This is a genomic window from Burkholderia perseverans (assembly GCF_022870505.1).
Lineage (GTDB): Bacteria > Pseudomonadota > Gammaproteobacteria > Burkholderiales > Burkholderiaceae > Burkholderia > Burkholderia plantarii.
On sequence record NZ_CP045094.1, the window covers coordinates 3,489,863 to 3,508,123 of the forward strand.

At 70.2% G+C, this 18,261-nt stretch carries 15 protein-coding genes; 9 read left to right on the forward strand and 6 right to left on the reverse strand.

The features are described 5' to 3' along the window. Positions 1 to 77 precede the first annotated feature (77 nt). Positions 78 to 1,334, reverse strand: coding sequence for an NADP-dependent isocitrate dehydrogenase (gene icd, locus BpN12_RS30110; protein ID WP_246795782.1), 1,257 nt, complete (start codon positions 1,332 to 1,334; stop codon positions 78 to 80). Positions 1,335 to 1,557: 223 nt separating this feature from the next. Between icd and BpN12_RS30115 the strand changes: the two genes are divergently transcribed. From BpN12_RS30115 to fusA, 4 genes are all read left to right on the forward strand, one after another. Further along, positions 1,558 to 2,136, forward strand: a complete 579-nt coding sequence (locus BpN12_RS30115) for a pseudouridine synthase (protein WP_246795783.1) — start codon at positions 1,558 to 1,560, stop codon at positions 2,134 to 2,136. Between the two features lie 258 nt (positions 2,137 to 2,394). Further along, positions 2,395 to 2,595, forward strand: coding sequence for a hypothetical protein (locus BpN12_RS30120; RefSeq protein ID WP_246795784.1), 201 nt, complete (start codon positions 2,395 to 2,397; stop codon positions 2,593 to 2,595). A gap of 184 nt (positions 2,596 to 2,779) precedes the next feature. Continuing rightward, positions 2,780 to 3,289 carry a DUF192 domain-containing protein gene (locus tag BpN12_RS30125; RefSeq protein ID WP_246795785.1) on the forward strand — a complete coding sequence of 170 codons (510 nt, stop codon included), beginning with the start codon at positions 2,780 to 2,782 and terminating at the stop codon, positions 3,287 to 3,289. A gap of 506 nt (positions 3,290 to 3,795) precedes the next feature. Next, a complete protein-coding gene (gene fusA, locus BpN12_RS30130; protein WP_246795786.1) occupies positions 3,796 to 5,907 on the forward strand; it encodes an elongation factor G in 2,112 nt (703 codons plus the stop codon). Positions 5,908 to 6,044: 137 nt separating this feature from the next. Here fusA and BpN12_RS30135 read toward each other — a convergent pair whose 3' ends face one another. Together BpN12_RS30135 and BpN12_RS30140 are read right to left on the reverse strand one after the other, a co-directional pair. Continuing rightward, positions 6,045 to 7,394 carry an MFS transporter gene (locus BpN12_RS30135; RefSeq protein ID WP_246795787.1) on the reverse strand — a complete coding sequence of 450 codons (1,350 nt, stop codon included), beginning with the start codon at positions 7,392 to 7,394 and terminating at the stop codon, positions 6,045 to 6,047. A gap of 113 nt (positions 7,395 to 7,507) precedes the next feature. Then, on the reverse strand, positions 7,508 to 7,987 hold the full coding sequence (locus BpN12_RS30140; protein WP_246795788.1) for a MarR family winged helix-turn-helix transcriptional regulator: 480 nt from the start codon (positions 7,985 to 7,987) through the stop codon (positions 7,508 to 7,510). Between the two features lie 152 nt (positions 7,988 to 8,139). Between BpN12_RS30140 and BpN12_RS30145 the strand changes: the two genes are divergently transcribed. Continuing rightward, positions 8,140 to 9,186 carry a HoxN/HupN/NixA family nickel/cobalt transporter gene (locus BpN12_RS30145; RefSeq protein ID WP_246795789.1) on the forward strand — a complete coding sequence of 349 codons (1,047 nt, stop codon included), beginning with the start codon at positions 8,140 to 8,142 and terminating at the stop codon, positions 9,184 to 9,186. Positions 9,187 to 9,210: 24 nt separating this feature from the next. On the opposite strand, the gene BpN12_RS30150 is transcribed toward BpN12_RS30145, so the two are convergent. Continuing rightward, positions 9,211 to 10,053 carry an aldo/keto reductase gene (locus BpN12_RS30150; RefSeq protein WP_246795790.1) on the reverse strand — a complete coding sequence of 281 codons (843 nt, stop codon included), beginning with the start codon at positions 10,051 to 10,053 and terminating at the stop codon, positions 9,211 to 9,213. Positions 10,054 to 10,223: 170 nt separating this feature from the next. On the opposite strand from BpN12_RS30150, the gene BpN12_RS30155 reads away from it, so the two are divergent. Then, the gene (locus tag BpN12_RS30155; protein ID WP_246795791.1) at positions 10,224 to 10,970 is read left to right on the forward strand and encodes a GntR family transcriptional regulator; all 747 of its coding nucleotides are present in this window, start codon (positions 10,224 to 10,226) and stop codon (positions 10,968 to 10,970) included. Positions 10,971 to 11,106: 136 nt separating this feature from the next. Here BpN12_RS30155 and BpN12_RS30160 read toward each other — a convergent pair whose 3' ends face one another. After that, entirely contained in the window at positions 11,107 to 12,522 is a 1,416-nt protein-coding gene (locus tag BpN12_RS30160) for a CoA transferase (protein ID WP_246795792.1), read from the reverse strand. A 137-nt stretch (positions 12,523 to 12,659) separates the two neighbouring features. Here BpN12_RS30160 and BpN12_RS30165 point away from each other — a divergent pair, with 137 nt between their 5' ends. From BpN12_RS30165 to BpN12_RS30175, 3 genes are all read left to right on the forward strand, one after another. After that, the gene (locus BpN12_RS30165) at positions 12,660 to 13,895 is read left to right on the forward strand and encodes a citrate synthase family protein (RefSeq protein ID WP_246795793.1); all 1,236 of its coding nucleotides are present in this window, start codon (positions 12,660 to 12,662) and stop codon (positions 13,893 to 13,895) included. Between the two features lie 260 nt (positions 13,896 to 14,155). Beyond that, on the forward strand, positions 14,156 to 15,589 hold the full coding sequence (gene mdtD / locus BpN12_RS30170; protein WP_246795794.1) for a multidrug transporter subunit MdtD: 1,434 nt from the start codon (positions 14,156 to 14,158) through the stop codon (positions 15,587 to 15,589). A 299-nt stretch (positions 15,590 to 15,888) separates the two neighbouring features. Next, complete coding sequence (locus BpN12_RS30175; RefSeq protein WP_246795795.1) at positions 15,889 to 17,142, forward strand: sensor domain-containing phosphodiesterase; 1,254 nt, start codon at positions 15,889 to 15,891, stop codon at positions 17,140 to 17,142. Between the two features lie 75 nt (positions 17,143 to 17,217). Here BpN12_RS30175 and BpN12_RS30180 read toward each other — a convergent pair whose 3' ends face one another. Continuing rightward, complete coding sequence (locus BpN12_RS30180; protein WP_246795796.1) at positions 17,218 to 18,261, reverse strand: 2-dehydropantoate 2-reductase; 1,044 nt, start codon at positions 18,259 to 18,261, stop codon at positions 17,218 to 17,220.

An 18,261-nucleotide genomic window follows, 5' to 3' on the forward strand; every position in this document is an offset into this window, starting at 1 on the left:
CAACCTCAGTTCTCACCCCGGCGGCATCGGCCTGGCGCCGGGGTGGCCGGAACGGATCCGGCACTACCGCATCGTGCCTACATGTTCTCGATCAGCACGTTGCCGAAACCCGAGCACGACACCTGCGTCGCGCCCTCCATCAGCCGCGCGAAGTCATACGTCACGCGCTTCTGCTGGATCGACTTCTCCATCGACGAGATGATCAGGTCGGCCGCCTCGGTCCAGCCGAGGTGGCGCAGCATCATCTCCGCAGACAGGATTTCCGAACCGGGGTTCACGTAATCCTTGCCGGCATACTTCGGCGCCGTGCCGTGGGTCGCCTCGAACATGGCGACCGAATCGGACTGGTTGGCGCCCGGCGCGATGCCGATCCCGCCGACCTGCGCGGCGAGCGCATCGGAAAGATAGTCGCCGTTCAGGTTCAGCGTGGCGATCACGTCGTATTCGGCCGGGCGCAGCAGGATCTGCTGCATGAAGGCATCGGCGATCGCATCCTTGATGACGAGCTCGCCGCCCGTCTTCGGATTCTTCACGCGCATCCACGGGCCGCCGTCGATCAGTTCGGCGCCGAATTCCTTCAGCGCGAGCGCATAGCCGTAGTCACGGAACGCGCCCTCGGTGTACTTCATGATGTTGCCCTTGTGGACCAGCGTCACCGACTTGCGCTCGTGGTCGAGCGCGTACTGGATCGCCTTGCGCACCAGCCGCTCGGTGCCCTCGCGCGACACCGGCTTGACGCCGAGCGCCGAACTGTCGGGGAAGCGGATCGACTTCACGCCCATTTCTTCCTGCAGGAAACGGATCACCTTCTTCGCCTGCTCGGAGCCGGCCGGCCACTCGATGCCGGCATAGATGTCTTCCGAGTTCTCGCGGAAGATCACCATGTCGGTCTTCTCGGGGGCCCGCACCGGCGAGGGCACACCCTTGAAATAGCGGACCGGGCGCAGGCAGACGTAGAGGTCGAGCTCCTGGCGCAGCGTCACGTTCAGCGAACGGCGCCCGCCGCCGACCGGCGTAGTCAGCGGCCCCTTGATCGAGACCACGTATTCCTTCACGGCCTGCAGCGTCTCCTCGGGCAGCCAGACATCGTCGCCGTAGACCCGCGTCGCCTTCTCGCCGGCGTAGATCTCCATCCAGTGGATCCGGCGGCGGCCGCCATAGGCCTTCTCGACCGCGGCGTTCACGACTTTCAGCATCACCGGCGTGATGTCGGCACCGGAGCCGTCACCCTCGATGTACGGGATGATCGGCTGGTCCGACACGTTGAGCGTAAAGTCCTCGTTGACGGTGATCTTGTCACCGCCGTCCGGCACCACGATGTGCTGATACGGCATGGTCGACTCCAGTGATATGGCTGGGCTGATTGGAAAGCGGGTGGTTTGCCTGGCTGATGCACAGAAACGTTGCCGCTATTCTAGCGCCCGGACCGGCCGTGCCGCCGCGAAGCCGCCGCCCGTCACCAAGTCTTATATAAGACAAAAGACCTGCCGTTCCGTATTATGCATTAAGATTCCGCCATTTGCCATACGATGCGGCGCGAGCCGCGCAGCCCGCCCGATGCCCCTCCTCGCCCTCAACAAGCCGTTCGGCACGATCTGCCAGTTCTCGCCGCACGAAACCCGGCCGTCGCTCGGCGACTGGGTGCGCGCGCCAGGCGTCTATCCGGCCGGCCGGCTCGACGCGGACAGCGAGGGCCTGCTGCTGCTGACCGACGACGGCGCGCTGCAGGCGCGCATCGCCGAGCCGCGCCACAAGCTCGTCAAGCGTTACTGGGCGCAGGTCGAGGGCGCGCCCGACGCGGCCGCGCTGAAGGCGCTCGCGCGCGGTGTCGATCTCGGCAATTACGTCACGCGTCCGTGCCGCGCGTCGTTCGTCGAGCCGCCCGCCACGCTGTGGCCGCGCACCCCGCCGGTGCGCTTTCGCGCGGCGATCCCGACCACCTGGATCGAACTCGCGATCAGCGAAGGCAGGAACCGCCAGGTGCGACGGATGACGGCCGCGGTCGGCTTCCCGACGCTGCGGCTGGTGCGCGTCGGCGTCGGCGCGCTCGACCTGTTCACGCTCGGCCTCGCGCCCGGTGAAACCGTCGAACTGCCGCCGCGCGCGCCCTGGGATGGTTTTGCGCCGGTCGAATGAAAGTTTCGTGACTCGCGTCAACCAATCATCCCGACCGCCCGTTATTTCACGCAGATGCCGACCGAAGCTATCCGGCATTGGCGCCAAGCCGCGAAATCCGCGTCGTCCGCGACGCACGAATCGCAGCCGCGTGTCCGCAGCGCCAAGGAAATTTTTTTCTTGCCGCGTCTGTCAACCGAAAGGTGGATGGCCTCGTTAGACGAACTGACTCCTATGCCGGGTCATTTGGTTAATTAACTAAAGCTGAGGAAACACAAGATGAACAAACTGATCGCCGCTCTGGTCGCTGGCCTGTTCGCAACGGCTGCATTCGCACAAGCTTCGGCACCGGCTGCCGCTCCGGACGCCGCTTCGGCACCGGCGAAGAAGGCAACGCACAAGAAGCACGCAACGAAGAAGCACGCAAAGAAGAAGGCCGCTGCCAGCGACGCAGCAGCACCGGCAGCTGCTTCGAACTAAGTAAGCAGGCCGTAAGCAGCGCAGGGAGCCCGTAGTCCGGTTCCCGCGCCGTTGAAGGGCAGATCACCGCGAGGCGATCTGCCTTTTCTTTTTGCGCCGTCACCCGGCCGTCATGCCATTGCTGCACCGGAGCACGCGCATCGCGTACCATGCAGCCCTCGATTACCCGATCAGGAGCCTCGTCGTGCGATTCTCCCCGCGCCCCATGCTCGCCCGCCTCGTGCGGACCGCCGTGTTCCCCGTCGCGCTCGCGCTTGCCGCGGGCGGCATCGCGCCCGCCGTCGCGCAGTCGAACGGCATCCCGCCGGGTGCCAAGCAGCCGAGCGAGTTCCCGCGCACCAAGCTGCGCGTGGGCATGTACGTGATCGACGCGGCGATCGCCGCCAACGACGCGGACCGCGAGCAGGGACTGATGTACCGCAGCCAGCTCGCCCCGAACGAAGGAATGCTGTTCGCGTTCGGCGAGAACGCCGTGCATTGTTTCTGGATGAAGAACACGCTGATCCCGCTGTCGATCGCGTTCATGCGCGCCGACGGCACGATCACCGACATCGACGAGATGCGCGCCGAGACCACCGACAATCATTGCCCGCGCAACAATGGCGTCTACGCGCTCGAAATGAGCAAGGGCTGGTTCGACGCGAAGGGCATCAAGCCCGGCATGAAGATCGACGGGTTGCCGGCACCGCAATAAGGCCCGGCCGAGGCCCGACGGACCACGCGGCGCGACGCGACGGGGTACCGCGCCGCCGGCGGCGCAACGCCGGCCCTTTGCCCGGCGGGATTGCCGGCCGGTGCAGCCTCGCGGCAGCCGCGCAGGCGCCGCCGCACGCTTCCCGCCGCCGGCCGCGATCCAGTGCTATTTGTATACAGCGCTCGACCGACCGGGACGGCCGAGCCGGCGTCCGCGTCGCGCATCGCGGCCACCCGCGCGGGTTTCCGGCCCGCCTCACGCGTTGCCACGCCGCATCCCGAGCCTCGCCGGCTGGAATCAGCGCGGCCGCCACCGCCCCGCTCCCGAGACCGCCCGCTTCGCCGCCCACCGCCCGGATTCCCCTGCCGCGCCCCCGGTTGATTCGCCGCCCGGCGCCCCCACCTGCAAAAGCAACCCGTACAGGCTATGCTTGAAATCTCGAAAATGCAGTAGCGGACCGGTCATGTCGGCCGGTTCGATTCGTTCAGGAACCACAGGAGGTTCACGTGCCCCGCAAAACCCCCATCGAGCGCTATAGAAATATCGGGATCAGCGCTCACATCGACGCCGGCAAGACCACGACGACCGAGCGCATCCTGTTCTACACCGGCGTGAGCCACAAGATCGGCGAAGTGCATGACGGTGCGGCCACGATGGACTGGATGGAGCAGGAACAGGAGCGCGGCATCACGATCACGTCGGCCGCGACGACCGCGTTCTGGAAAGGCATGGCCGGCAACTATCCGGAGCACCGGATCAACATCATCGACACCCCCGGGCACGTCGACTTCACGATCGAGGTGGAACGCTCGATGCGCGTGCTCGACGGCGCCTGCATGGTTTACGACTCGGTGGGCGGCGTGCAGCCGCAGTCCGAGACGGTCTGGCGCCAGGCCAACAAGTACAAGGTGCCGCGCATCGCGTTCGTCAACAAGATGGACCGGATCGGCGCGGACTTCTTCCGCGTGCAGAAGCAGATCGGCGACCGCCTGAAGGGCGTGGCCGTGCCGATCCAGATTCCGATCGGCGCGGAGGATCATTTCCAGGGCGTGGTCGATCTCGTCAAGATGAAGGCGATCCTCTGGGACGACGAGAGCCAGGGCGTGAAGTTCAGCTATGAAGAGATCCCGGCGAACCTCGTCGAGCTCGCGCACGAATGGCGCGAGAAGATGGTGGAGGCGGCCGCGGAATCGAGCGAGGAACTGCTCGACAAGTACCTGACCGACCACGATTCGCTGACCGAGGACGAGATCAAGGCGGCGCTGCGCCAGCGCACCGTCGCCAACGAGATCGTGCCGATGCTGTGCGGCAGCGCGTTCAAGAACAAGGGCGTGCAGGCGATGCTCGACGCCGTGATCGACTACCTGCCGTCGCCCGTCGACGTGCCGGCGATTCTCGGCCACGACTACCACGATCCGGAAAAGCAGGCCGAGCGCCACCCGAGCGACGAGGAGCCGTTCTCGGCGCTCGCGTTCAAGATCATGACCGACCCGTTCGTCGGCCAGCTGATCTTCTTCCGCGTCTATTCGGGCGTGGTGGAATCGGGCGACACGCTGCTCAACGCGACCAAGGACAAGAAGGAACGGCTCGGCCGGATCCTGCAGATGCACGCCAACGAGCGCAAGGAAATCAAGGAAGTGCGTGCCGGCGACATCGCCGCGGCGGTCGGCCTGAAGGACGCCACCACCGGCGACACGCTCTGCGCGGTCAATGCGCCGATCATCCTCGAGCGCATGGAATTCCCGGAGCCGGTGATCTCGCAGGCGGTCGAGCCGAAGACCAAGGCCGACCAGGAGAAGATGGGCCTGGCGCTGAACCGTCTCGCGCAGGAAGACCCGTCGTTCCGCGTGCAGACCGACGAGGAATCGGGCCAGACGATCATCTCCGGGATGGGCGAACTGCACCTCGAAATCCTGGTGGACCGCATGAAGCGCGAGTTCGGCGTGGAGGCCACGGTCGGCAAGCCGCAGGTGGCGTATCGCGAGACGATCCGCACCACGGCCAAGGACGTCGAGGGCAAGTTCGTCAAGCAGTCGGGCGGGCGCGGCCAGTACGGCCACGCGGTGGTCACGCTCGAACCGAACCCGGGCAAGGGCTACGAGTTCCTCGACGAGATCAAGGGCGGCGTGATTCCGCGCGAGTACATCCCGGCTGTCGACAAGGGCATCCAGGACACGCTCAAGAGCGGCGTGCTGGCCGGCTATCCGATCGTCGACGTGAAGGTGCACCTGACGTTCGGCTCGTACCACGACGTCGATTCGAACGAAAACGCGTTCCGGATGGCCGGCTCGATGGCGTTCAAGGAAGCGATGCGCCGCGCCAAGCCGGTGCTGCTCGAACCGATGATGGCGGTGGAAGTCGAGACGCCCGAGGACTTCATGGGCAACGTGATGGGCGACCTGTCGAGCCGCCGCGGCATCGTGCAGGGCATGGACGACATCGCCGGCGGTGGCGGCAAGGTGGTGCGCGCCGAGGTGCCGCTCTCGGAGATGTTCGGCTACTCGACCTCGCTGCGCTCGGCCACGCAGGGCCGCGCGACCTACACGATGGAGTTCAAGCACTATGCGGAAACGCCGGCCAACGTGTCGGAAGCGGTGATCAGCGCGAAGGGGCGCTGAAACCGGTGAGCGGGCGCGCCTCGTTGCGATGAGGCGCGCCTGACGGAAAGCCCGCCCGGGGTTCGCTCCGGGCGGGCTTTTTCATGGCGCGGCGAGGCTCGGGGCCATGCGCCGTGGTGCTTTTCCGCGCCTCGCGTTCAGCGCGACGAGCGCGAGCGGGAGGCGCCGCCGTCCGCCTCGTGCTCGACCGCGGCATCGCCTCCATGCCTTCCACCGGATTCGTCGCTTGTCTCGGCTTCGGCTTCGGCTTCGGCTTCGGCTTCGGCCTCGGCCAGCGCGTCGCGGGCCTGCCGGCGCATCGCGCGCAGCGCCACCACGGCCGCCGCGACGCCGGCCGCCGCGCCCACGCCGAGCGACCAGCGCGGCCCGAAGCGGTCCGCCACCCAGCCGACGATCGGCGCGCCAATCGGCGTGCCGCCCATCACGATCGCCACGCGCAGCGCCGTCACGCGGCCGCGCATGCCCGGCTCGGTGGACAGCTGCATCAGGCTGTTCGACGAATTGGTGATGGTCAGCGCGGCGACGCCGACCACCACCAGCATCGCGCCGAAGATCCAGAAGCCCGGCGCGAGCGCCGCGCAGGCGCAGCCGATGCCGAACACCACGCAGCCGCCGAGCAGCGTGCGCAGCGTGGGCCGGTCGCGGCCGGCGGCCACCAGCGCGCCCGCGATGGTGCCGATCGCCATGATCGACGACAGCAGCCCGAAGCCGCTCGCGCCGGTATGGAACACGTCGACGGCCATCGTCGAGATGTAGATCTGGAAGTTGAGCCCGAAGGTGCCGATCAGGAACAGCATCGCGAGGATCGCGAGCAGGTCGGGACGGCCGCGCACGTAGCGCACGCCGGCCGCGAGGCCGCCCTGCGCGCGCCGCGAACGTGCGCCCGGATGCTGCTCCGACACGCGCAGCCGCGACAGCGACACCAGCACCGCGCCGAACGACAGGCCGTTCGCGACGAACGCCCAGCCGGTGCCGATCGACGAGATCACGAGGCCCGCCACGCCGGGGCCGATCATGCGCGCCGCGTTGAACACGGTGGAATTGAGCGCGACCGCGTTGGCGAGGTCGGCGTCGCCGACCAGCGAGGTGACGAAGGTCTGCCGCACCGGCGCGTCGAACGCGGCCACGCTGCCGAACAGCAGCGCGAACAGGTACACGTGCCAGAGCCGCGCCACGCCGGCCACCACGATCACGCCGAGCCCGAACGCGAGCACGCCCATCAGCGCCTGCGTCGCGCGCAGCAGCCTGCGCTGGTCGAAATGATCGGCCGCGTAGCCGGTCCACGGCAGCAGCAGCATCTGCGGCGCGTATTGCAGCGCCATCACGATGCCGACCGCCGAGGCGTCGTGATGCGTCAGCTGCGTGAGCACGAGCCAGCTCTGCGCCGTGCGCTGCACCCAGGTGCCGACGTTCGAGACCAGCGCGCCGGCGGCCCAGAGCCGATAGTTCGGATTGCGTAGCGAACGGAACGAGCGGGCCAGGTTCATTTCGGTTCCCCGCGCTGACGACAAACGGCGCCGTCGCGGCCATCGAAGAAACGCGCGCCGGCCGGCGGGTTCGGCGAAACGATCGGGACCGCAGCGGCATGCGCATGCATGGCTCAGAACTCCGCGAGCCGCTTCAGCAGCGCGACGGCCGCCGCCAGTTCGCGCCGCTCGCGCGCCGACAATTGCGCGTCGAGCGCGCGGCCGAGCCAGTCCTCACGCGCCGCGCGGCTCGCCTGCAGGTGCTCGCGAAACGCGTCGGCAAGCGCCATCAGCGTCTGCCGGCCGTCGGCCGGATCGGGCGTGCCGACCACGGCGCCCTGCGCCTCGAGCGCGGCGACGGTGGCCCGCATCGACTGCGGACGCACGCTCTCGGCGCGCGCGAGCGCCGACACGGTGGCCGGCCCGTCGCGTTCGAGCCGCAGCAGCACCGAGCGCTGCGAGGACGTGAAATCGCCGCTGCGCGCCTGCTCGCGCAAGCGCCGCATCAGCTTGCCGAGTGCGATCCGCAGCTCGCCGGCCAGCGCGGCCGGCTCGGCGTCGCCGCGGGAAGCGGCGGGATCCGGGGAATCGGAGGAGTCGGTGATTTCAACCATTCGCGCACGTTATCACTTTTACAGGAAAACTGCACAGTTAAACTGCACAATCTGTTTCGCATGCGTGGCTCGTCCGGTCGTACCGCCGGAATTTTGCTCGTGTCAAAATCCCCGCATCCCGCCGCTCCCGCCGACCGATCCGACGCCACGCCATGCCCGTCTCGCCTCGCCGCCAGCTGTTTACGCTCTACGCCTCGCTCCTCGGCGCAAACCTCGCCGCCTGGGTCTGGGCGCTCGTCGCGCTGCACGACCATCCGCTGCTGCTCGGCACCGCCGCGCTCGCCTACGGCTTCGGCCTGCGCCACGCGGTGGACGCCGACCACATCGCCGCGATCGACACGGTCACGCGCAAGCTGATGCAGGAAGGCAAGCGGCCGTTCTCGGTCGGCCTGTTCTTCTCGCTCGGCCACTCGACGATCGTGATCGTCGCCACGCTCGGCATCGCGATCTCCGCGCTCGCGCTGCGCTCACGCTTCGACGGCTTCAAGGCGGTGGGCGGCACGATCGGCACGGCGGTGTCGGCGAGCTTCCTGCTCGTGCTCGCGATCGTCAATCTCGTGATCCTGCGCGACATCTGGCGCCGCTACCGGCGCGCGCGCACGGCAAGCGCCACCGCCGCCGCGCATCCCGGCGCCGAGGTGGCCGATCACGATCACGCGGGCCACCGTCACGCGGCGGGCGGCCTGCTCACGCGCCTGCTGCGCCCGCTGTTCCGGCTCGTCACGAAGAGCGCGCACATGTATCCGGTGGGCCTGCTGTTCGGGCTCGGCTTCGACACGGCCACCGAGATCGGGCTGCTCGCGATCGCCGCCGCGCAGGCCAACCAGGGGCTGCCGCTGCACGCGGTGCTGGTATTCCCGGCGCTGTTCACGGCCGGCATGACGCTGATCGATTCGACCGACAACGTGCTGATGGTCCACGCCTACGGCTGGGCGATGGACGACCCGCGCCGCAAGCTCGCCTACAACCTCAGCATCACGTTCGTCTCGGCCGCGGTCGCGCTCGTGATCGGCGGCGTGGAGGCGCTCGGCCTCGTCGCCGACCGGCTCGGGCTCGCCGGCGGCGTCTGGGACCTGATCGGCGCGATCAACGATCGCTTCGGCATGATCGGCTACGCGATCGTCGGGCTGTTCCTGGCCTGCTGGGTCGGCTCGATCCTGTTCCATCGCTGGCGCCGCGCCAGTTCGCAGCTCGCCTGAGCGGCGCGGGCCGCCCGCAACCGCCTACAGCATTTCCAGCGGCTGCTTCTCGCGCGGCGGGAGAAACGCCACGTCGAGCCGGGCCAGCGCCGCGTCGTCGATCACGAGGTCGAGCGCCGCGCGGTTCGCGCGCACGTGCTCGACGCTGCCCGCCTTCGGAATCGCGATCATGTCGTCACGGCGCAGCACCCAGGCCAGCGCGACCTGCTCGGGCGTGGCGTCGCGCTCGCGCGCGATCTCGTCGAGCACGGTGCCCTTGGGCAGGCGCAGATGGTCGATCGGGCTGTACGCCATCGCCGGGATGTGCCGCGTGGCCTGCCATGGCAGCAGGTCGAATTCCGGCCCGCGCCGCGCGAGGTTGTAGAGGATCTGGTTGGTCGCGCAGCCGGCGCCGCCCGCGGCGACCAGCTCCTCCATGTCGTCGGTGTCGAAGTTGCTGACGCCCCAATGGCGGATCTTGCCGGCCGCGCGCAGGCTCTCGAACGCTTCCAGCGTCTCGTCGAGCGGCACGCCGCCGCGCCAGTGCAGCAGGTAGAGATCGAGCCGGTCGGTGCCGAGCCGCCGCAGGCTCGCCTCGCACGAGGCGATCATGCGGCGGCGGTCGGCATGGTGCGGATAGACCTTGCTGACCAGGAACAGCCCGTCGCGCAGGCCGTGGATCGCCTCGCCGACGAGTTCCTCGGTGGCGCCGTCGCCGTACATCTCGGCCGTGTCGATCAGCGTCAGCCCCAACTCGATGCCGGCCCGCAGCGCGGCGATCTCGGCGGCACGGCGCGCGGGCCGCTCGCCCATCTCCCAGGTGCCCTGCCCGAGCTTCGCCACCCGCTCGCCGTCGGGCAGCGCAATCATGTCGATCGTGTTCGCCATCTCGTCCTCGCCAGTAGTCCGGCACCATGCCGGACCGCCAGTGTAGCGAGTCGCGCGCGGCGCCGCGTCCGGCGCGCCGGCATACGGACTATCACCGAGGCGGCCCGGCCGGCCGCAACCCCGGCGCGCGAATGTCATAAAATGACCCCACCCTGTTTCACGCCGCCCTCATGAAGCCACCGACGGAAGACCGCTGGCACGATCTGCGCCCCGACCCGGACAACGACACGCCGCTGTACCTGCAACTCGCGCGCAAGCTCGCCGAAGCGATCCACGAGAACCGCTGGACGGCCGGCGAGGCGCTGCCGTCCGAGCGCGTGCTGTCGGAGGCGCTCGGCGTGTCGCGGATCACCGCGCGCAAGGCGATCGCGCTGCTGGTCGAGCAAGGATTGATCCGCCGCACCCACGGCGCCGGCAATTTCATCCAGCCGCGCTACGAGGATCCGCTCTCGCGGCTGTCGAGCTTCAGCGAGATGCTGCGCCGCCGCGGCTTCACGCCGAGTTCGCGCTGGATCGCGCGCAGCGTGCAGCCCGCCAATCGCGACGAGGTGATCCAGCTGGGGCTCTCGCCCGCCGCGTCGGTCACGCGGCTCAAGCGGCTGCGGCTCGCCGACGACATCGTGATGGCGGTCGAGAACTCGACGTTCCCGGCCACGCTGATCCCCGATCCGGCCTCGATCGGCGATTCGCTCTACAGCTGGCTCGAACAGCGCGGCACGCCGATCGTGCGCGCGCTGCAGCATTTCCGCGCGGTCAACGCGAGCGAGGAGATCGCGCAGCAGATGGGCATCGCGCCACACGACGCGCTGCTGCTGATCACGCGGATCGGCTACACCACCGACCAGCGCGCGATCGAGCTGACGGACACCTACTGCCGCAACGATTACTACGACTTCGTCGTCGAGTTGCGCAAGTAGCGACGGCGCGCGCGGCCGCGAGCCTTCGCCGCCGGTTCCGTGCTCGCGCCGGGCCGGCCGCCACGCATCACGCTCCTCACATCCATCACATCCATCACATCCATCACATCCATCAGATTGATCGAGCCCGCCGCCGTCAGGCGGGCCAGCGCGGCACATCGGTGCCCGGCGGCACGGGCGGACGCGCGAAGCGCGGCGGCGTCAGCGACAGCCGCTCGGCGGGCCGCACGCCGTGGACCACGCCGAACGGCGACACCAGCGGCGGGGCGAGGCAGTCGCGCACCGCCTCGAGCGGCCAGTCCGGCACCTCGCGGCCCGCGTCGAGCGTGCCGAACGATTGCAGCCAGCGCCCGGTCTGCGCGAGCGAGACGCGCACGCGCCAGCTGCCGCCCTCGCGCGCGCGCCGCGCCAGCGCCATCATCGCGCCGAACGCGGCCAGATAGCCGGTGGCGTGATCGAGCGCCTGACACGGCAGATGCACGGGGCCGGCCGCGCCGGCCGCCTGCTGCTCGCGCCAGGCGATGCCGCTCGCCGACTGCACGAGGCTGTCGAAGCCGCGCCGCATCGCCCACGGCCCGTCGTATCCGTAGGCGCAGACCGACACGCAGACGATGCCGGGATGGCCCGCCGCCAGCGCCTCGTCGCCGAAGCCGCGCGCGGCCAGCGAGCCGGGCCGGTACGACTGCAGGAACACGTCGGCGCCGGCCGCGAGCGCGTCGAGCGCCGCGCGGCCCGCTTCATCGCGCAGGTCTAGCTGCGCCGAGCGCTTGCCGCGCCCGTTGTCGATCACGAGCGCCGCGATGTTCGGCAGGTGCGGGCCGTTGACGAGCAGCACGTCGGCGCCGTGCTGCGCGAGCGTGCGCCCGGCCACCGGGCCGGCGATGATGCGCGTGAGATCGAGCACGCGCACGCCGGCGAGCGGCATGTCGGGCGCGCCGGCGCCGATTGCACGCGGCGGTGCGTCGCCGATGCGCTCGATCTCGAACAGCGGCCGACGTTCGAGCGCGCGTGCCGCGTCGAGCACCGCCCATTCCTCGGGACTGCGAATCAAGGCGGCGCACATCCCCGCCTCGGCCAGCGTCGCGTCGAGTTCGGCGCCGTCGCGTTCGAGGATCGCGGCGGCGATCGCCTCGCGCGTGTCGGCGCAGCCGAGCACCTTGACGATGCCCTGCCGGTGATGCGCGAAGTTCGCATGCAGCTGGATCCAGCGGCCGTCGCGCGTCGCGTGGAAGCCGGTGACGGGGTCGCGCGGATCGGGCGGCGGCGCACCGTCGACACGCAGGTAGCGTTCGCTGCGGAACGCCGCGAGCGCGTCGCGCTGCGAGACGGCCACGCGCTGTTCCCGGCCGTCGCGCAGGCGCAGGCATTCGGCGGCGGCCAGCCCCGCCGCCGCGATCGTCGAGGCCGCCAGCGCGCCCACCCGATGCACCGACGGCAGCGCCGCGCCGCCGTCGCCAGGGTCGCCATCGTCGGCGAGATCGACGCGCGCGAGCGCGTCCGGATCGCCGAGCGCCGCCTGCCACAAGGTCCGCAAAGCCAGTCGAGCATTCATCGTCGTGCCTCCTGCCGGATTCGAAATCGGTCGGACGAGTCTAGAATTGCCGCGCCGGCCGATCAATCTTGATCGGCGGAATCAATGCATAAATCGTCATCCGGACAACCGCGTGCCATGGCGCGCAGGGAGTGATCGTGACAGCCCGACTCAGCGCGACCGAAGCCGCCCGGCGGCTCGGCGTGAGCCTGTCGACCCTCTACGCCTACGTGAGCCGGGGGCTGTTGGGCTCGTGGCCCGACGGCGCGTCGAAGCGGCACCGCTACGACGCCGACGAGGTCACGCTGCTCGCGCGTCGGCGCGCCGACGCGAAACGCGCGGGCGGCGTGGCCGAGCGCTCGCTCGACTGGGGGCTGCCGGTGCTCGAATCGCGGATCACGCAGATCGCCAATGGCGTGCTGCGCTATCGCGGCCACGACGCGGTGGCGCTCGCCGCGTCCGCCTCGCTCGAGGACGTGGCCGCGCTGCTGTGGGACTGCGCGCCCGGTGCCGTGCAGGCCGAGGCCTGCCTGTCGGGATTCGATGCCGCCCGCTGGCGCGACGCGCTGCGCGAATGGGCCGGCAGCGCGCCGCTCGATCGCGCGCTCGTGATGCTGCCGGCCGCGGCGGCGCGGCTGCCGCGCGTGTCCGATTCAGGCCGCGAGGCGCGGGTCGAGATAGCCGCGGCGCTGTTGCGCGCGACCGTCGCCGCGCTGGCCGGCATCGTGCCGTCGATGCAGCCGGCGCACCGGCAGCTCGCCGGCGCCTGGACGGTGCGCGGCCGGGCCGGCGCCGGGCTGCTGCGCCGCGCGCTCGTGCTGTGCGCCGATCACGAACTCAACCCGTCGACGTTCGCGGTGCGCTGCATCGCGTCCACCGGCACGCACCTGTTCGGCGCGATCGCGGGCGGGCTCGCCGCGCTGTCGGGGCCGCGCCACGGCGGCGAGACGGTGCTGGCCCGCGCGCTGCTCGACGAGGCCGGGCGCGCCGCCGATCTCGACCGCTATCTCGCCGCGCGGCTCGCGCAGGACATGCGCGAGGCCGGCGGTCGCACGCGCCTGGCGGGCTTCGGCCATCCGCTCTACCCGGCCGGCGACCCGCGCGCGGCGGCGCTGATCGAGGCGCTGCGGGTGGCCATGCCCCGCCACGCGGCGCTGCGGGTGGGGCTGGACGTGGCCGCGCGCGTCGAGGCGGCCTCCGGCGAGCGGCCGACCATCGATTTCGCGCTCGCGCTGCTCGAACGCGTGCTGGCGCTGCCGGACGGCGCCGCGTTCGTGCTGTTCGCGGCCGGCCGCGTGACGGGCTGGATCGCGCATGCGCTCGAACAGCAGCACGACGGCAAGCTGATCCGGCCACGCGCGCGCTACGTGGGCACCGACGCGACGCCGGCCTGATCCGGCGCAATGCGTGCCCGCGAACCGGCGCCACGGTCCCGGGCCGGGGCCAAGCACGGGCGGCCGCTCCGGCGCTGCCCACGGCCCGACTGACGCCGCCACGCTCGCCACTCATGCACCCCGGCCGCAAGCCATGGCGGCCAGCGGCGGCCTCCCGCTCGCCGCGCGCCAGTCTCGCCCAAGCATCCGCCCCCGAATCTCCTGCGCGCCTCGCCTGATTTTTTTACAATGACGGCTGTTTCGCGACCACGAGCCCGCCCATGTCCCGTCCCGCCGCCCCTACCCCGAGCGAATCGTCGTTGACCGTGATGCTGTGGGTCGTCGCGACCGGCTTCTTCATGCAGACGCTCGACGCGACCATCGTCAACACGGCGCTGCCGTCGATGGCCGCGAGCCTCGGCGAATCGCCGCTGCGCATGCAGTCGGTGGTGATCGCCTACTCGCTGACGATGGCGGTGATGATCCCGGTCTCGGGCTGGCTTGCCGACACGTTCGGCACGCGCCGCGTGTTCTTCAGCGCGATCCTGATCTTCTCGGCCAGCTCGCTGCTCTGCGCGAGCGCCCACACGCTGCCGCAGCTGGTGGCCTCGCGCGTGGCGCAGGGCGTGGGCGGCGCGATGCTGCTGCCGGTCGGCCGGCTCGCCGTGCTGCGCACGTTCCCGGCCGAACGCTACCTGCCGGCGCTGTCGTTCGTCGCGATCCCGGGCCTGATCGGCCCGCTGATCGGGCCGACGCTGGGCGGCTGGCTCGTCAAGATCGCGTCGTGGCACTGGATCTTCCTGATCAACGTGCCGGTGGGCGTGGTGGGCTGCATCGCGACGTTCTACTCGATGCCCGACTCGCGCAACCCGGCGGCGGGCCGCTTCGACCTGAAGGGCTACCTGCTGCTGACGGTCGGCATGATCGCGGTGTCGCTCTCGCTCGACGGGCTCGCCGATCTCGGCATGGACCACGCCGCCGTGCTGGTGCTGATGATCCTCGGCCTCGCCGCGTTCGTCGCCTACGGGCTCTACGCGGTGCGCGCGCCGCATCCGATCTTCTCGCTCGAACTGTTCCGCATCCACACCTTCAGCGTCGGCCTGCTCGGCAACCTGTTCGCGCGGATCGGCAGCGGCGCGATGCCGTACCTGATTCCGCTGCTGCTGCAGGTGAGCCTCGGCTATTCGGCGTTCGAGGCGGGCCTGATGATGCTGCCGGTGGCGGTGGTCGGGATGTTCTCGAAGCGGCTGATCACGCACCTGATCCAGCATCACGGCTACCGCAAGGTGCTGCTCGTCAACACCGTGATGGTCGGGCTGCTGATGGCCAGCTTCGCGCTGATGCGCGACAACGTGCCGGTCTGGGTGCAGGTGCTGCAGCTCGCCGTGTTCGGCGGCTTCAATTCGATGCAGTTCACGGCGATGAACACGCTCACGCTGAAGGACCTCGGCACCGGCGGCGCGAGCAGCGGCAACAGCCTGTTCTCGCTGGTGCAGATGCTGTCGATGAGCCTCGGCGTGACGGTGGCGGGCGCGCTGCTCGCGACCTTCACCGGCGTGATGCGCAGCGTGACGCCCACCCACACGCTGCCGGCGTTCCATGCGACGTTCTTCTGCGTCGGCATCATCACGGCCGGCTCGGCGTGGATCTTCGCGCAGCTCGCGCCGGACGTGCGCGGCAGCGCGAAGAAGACCGATCCGTCGGAACGCGCCTGACGCGGGATGGAACGGGGGGCGGCGGCGTTGAAAAAACGCGCCGCCGCGATTGCACGCACTCGCGTACCGGCAGATCGGCGCGCAAACCGGCCCCACCCCGGCCGCACCAATGCGGTGCGCGAATCGACCGACCCCGACCCAGTCCGCCTGCGATCGGTGCCCGCCCAGGCCGCCGGACCACACCGGCGACCGCCGCGATCAATGTGGCAGGGCTTGGGCCGCCGGCCCGTCACGCGCATGTTTCTTGCTCAGTCACACCGGGTAGGTAAACTGTCATCCTCTTTCCGGCCGACATCATGATGACCATGATCGATATCGATCCCCCCGGCTTCCAGCCGCCGCGCCCCGTCGCCGGCGACGACGGCAACCGGCGCACCGTGCTGTACGGCGACTACACCGTGTTCAGCGTGTTCCAGCCCGTGTTCTCGGTCTCGCACCGGCGCGCGATCGGCTATCACGCCTCGCTGCGCGCGCGCGGCGCCGACGGCCAGCCGGTGCCGTCGCACGAGGTGTTCACGCAGGCGGCGCGGCGCGGGGATCTGCTCGAACTCGGCCGGCTCGCCGAGTCGCTGCATCTCGGCAATTTCCATGCGTTCGACAGCCACGACGAATGGCTCTTCCTGAGCCTGCATCCGGCCGCGCTGATGGACACCATCTACGGCGACGCGCTGCTCGCCAACCTGAAGGCGCTCGGCCTGCCGCCGCAGCGCGTCGTGCTGGAAGTGCCGGAGCAGGCGGGCGGCGAGACCCCGCGCTTCGGCGCGATCGTCGACGGGCTGCGCAAGGCCGGCTTCCTGATCGCGCTGGGCGGCTTCGGCGCCAAGCATTCGAACATCGACCGCGTCTGGCATCTGCATCCCGACATCGTCGCGCTCGATCGCGGCATCCTCGCGCAGGCGAGCGAGCACTCGCATCTGGAACGCGTGCTGCCGGGGCTCGTCTCGCTGCTGCACGAGTCGGGACAGCTCGTGATGATGGGCGGCCTGTCCACCGAGCGCGACGCGCTGATCGCGCTCGAATGCAACGTCGATTTCGTGCAGGGCCAGTATTTCTCGGGACCGAGCGTCGAGCCGGTGCAGCCGCAGGCGGCCGCGGGCGCGATGGACACGCTGTCGGCCGCGCTGCGGCTGCGCGTGGCCGAGCGCGAGCGGGGCCAGCAGGCGCGTCTCGCACCGTATGTGATCGCGCTCCAGCAGTCCGGCACGCGGCTCGCCGCCGGCGACGACGTCGAGAACGCCACCGGCGAGCTGCTCGCGCTGCCCGACACCGCGCGCTGCTTCGTGCTCGATTCCTCGGGCCGCCAGATCGGCGACAACGTGCTGCCGCGCACGCGCGCCTCGCAGCGCGCGAAACGCTTCCGGCCGCTGCTGCACTCGGAAGGCGCGAGCTGGGCGAGGCGTCCGTACTTCATCGAGGCGATGCGCGCGCCGGGGCGCGTGCGCGTGACGCCGCCCTACCTGTCGATCAACGAGGCGCATCTGTGCGTGACCGCCTCGGTGGCCGTGCCGCGCGCGGACGGCATGCAGGTGCTCTGCGTCGACATCAACTGGTGAACGCGAAGGCGCCGGCGCGGCGCCTTCGTTGCTTGCTCGCCGCTAGCGGACGACTTCCCTCGCTCACCGGCGGGTTCAGGTCTCGTCGGCGATCACCGGCAGATCGTGGACCGAATCGCGCAGCGTATGCAGCAGCGCATCGGCGCGCCAGCGCGTGCGCGCACGATCGCGCGTGGCGAGCTGCACGAGTTCGCGCAGCCGTGCGTTGATCGGCGCGGTGAGCCCGAACTCGGCCGCGAGCCGCACGATCTCGCCGTTCAGCCAGTCCACCTCGGTCGCGCGGCCGGCCGCGACGTCGTCGGCCATCGACGAACGCGCGAGCGGATCGATCGCCAGCATCGCGCCCGCGAGCCGCATGAACAGCGCGTCGGGCAGCGACAGCACGGTCGGCAGCCAGCCGGCCGGCAGCGGCGTGAGCCGCGCGGGGCGGATGCCGGCGCGGCGCATCACGCGCAGCGCCTCGGCCTGCGCGAGCGCGAGGCAGCGCCGGTAGTCGCGCGTGCCGAGCTGCTCGCGCAGCGGCATCGCGGCCAGCGCGTTGATCGCGTTGTTGAGATTGAACAGCAGCTTGGCCCACTGCACGGCGACGATGTCCTCGCGCACGCGCAGCGGCAGCCCGGCCCGCTCGAACGCGCCGGCCACCGGTGCGAGCCGCGGCGACGCCTCCACCGCGAGTTCCCCCGCCGAGCCCTGGTGGAACACCCCGTCGCCGCGTGCGATCACGTTGAACGGCACCATGCCGGCCAGCACCGTGCGGCCCGGCAGCGCGATGCGCAGCGCATCGGCCTGGCGCACGCCGTTCTGGAAGCTGATCACCACCGTGCCGGGACGCAGCACCGGTTCGAGCGCGGCGGCCGCGGCCGGCGTGGCCGCGCACTTGACCGTGACGAGCACCGCGTCGGCCTCGGCCAGCGCGCGCGTATCGGTGTCGAAGGCGATCCGCGCGGCGGCCACCTGCGCCTCGCGGCCCAGGTAATCGGTCAGCGTCAGGCCGTGCCGGCGCAGCATCTCGCCCGTGGCGGCACGACCGACGAAGCGCACCTCGGCACCGGCGACCGCGAGCCGGCCGCCGAGATAGCAGCCGATGGTGCCCGCGCCGAACACGGCGAGCGTCGTCAC

Coding starts and splice junctions, on each gene's coding strand:
- BpN12_RS30155 (WP_246795791.1), top strand. CDS start 10,224: ATGAAGCCACCGACGGAAGACCGCTGGCACGATCTGCGCCCCGACCCG.
- BpN12_RS30135 (WP_246795787.1), bottom strand. CDS start 7,394: ATGAACCTGGCCCGCTCGTTCCGTTCGCTACGCAATCCGAACTATCGG.
- BpN12_RS30175 (WP_246795795.1), top strand. CDS start 15,889: ATGACCATGATCGATATCGATCCCCCCGGCTTCCAGCCGCCGCGCCCC.
- BpN12_RS30145 (WP_246795789.1), top strand. CDS start 8,140: ATGCCCGTCTCGCCTCGCCGCCAGCTGTTTACGCTCTACGCCTCGCTC.
- BpN12_RS30115 (WP_246795783.1), top strand. CDS start 1,558: ATGCCCCTCCTCGCCCTCAACAAGCCGTTCGGCACGATCTGCCAGTTC.
- mdtD (WP_246795794.1), top strand. CDS start 14,156: ATGTCCCGTCCCGCCGCCCCTACCCCGAGCGAATCGTCGTTGACCGTG.
- BpN12_RS30140 (WP_246795788.1), bottom strand. CDS start 7,987: ATGGTTGAAATCACCGACTCCTCCGATTCCCCGGATCCCGCCGCTTCC.
- BpN12_RS30120 (WP_246795784.1), top strand. CDS start 2,395: ATGAACAAACTGATCGCCGCTCTGGTCGCTGGCCTGTTCGCAACGGCT.
- BpN12_RS30150 (WP_246795790.1), bottom strand. CDS start 10,053: ATGGCGAACACGATCGACATGATTGCGCTGCCCGACGGCGAGCGGGTG.
- icd (WP_246795782.1), bottom strand. CDS start 1,334: ATGCCGTATCAGCACATCGTGGTGCCGGACGGCGGTGACAAGATCACC.
- BpN12_RS30160 (WP_246795792.1), bottom strand. CDS start 12,522: ATGAATGCTCGACTGGCTTTGCGGACCTTGTGGCAGGCGGCGCTCGGC.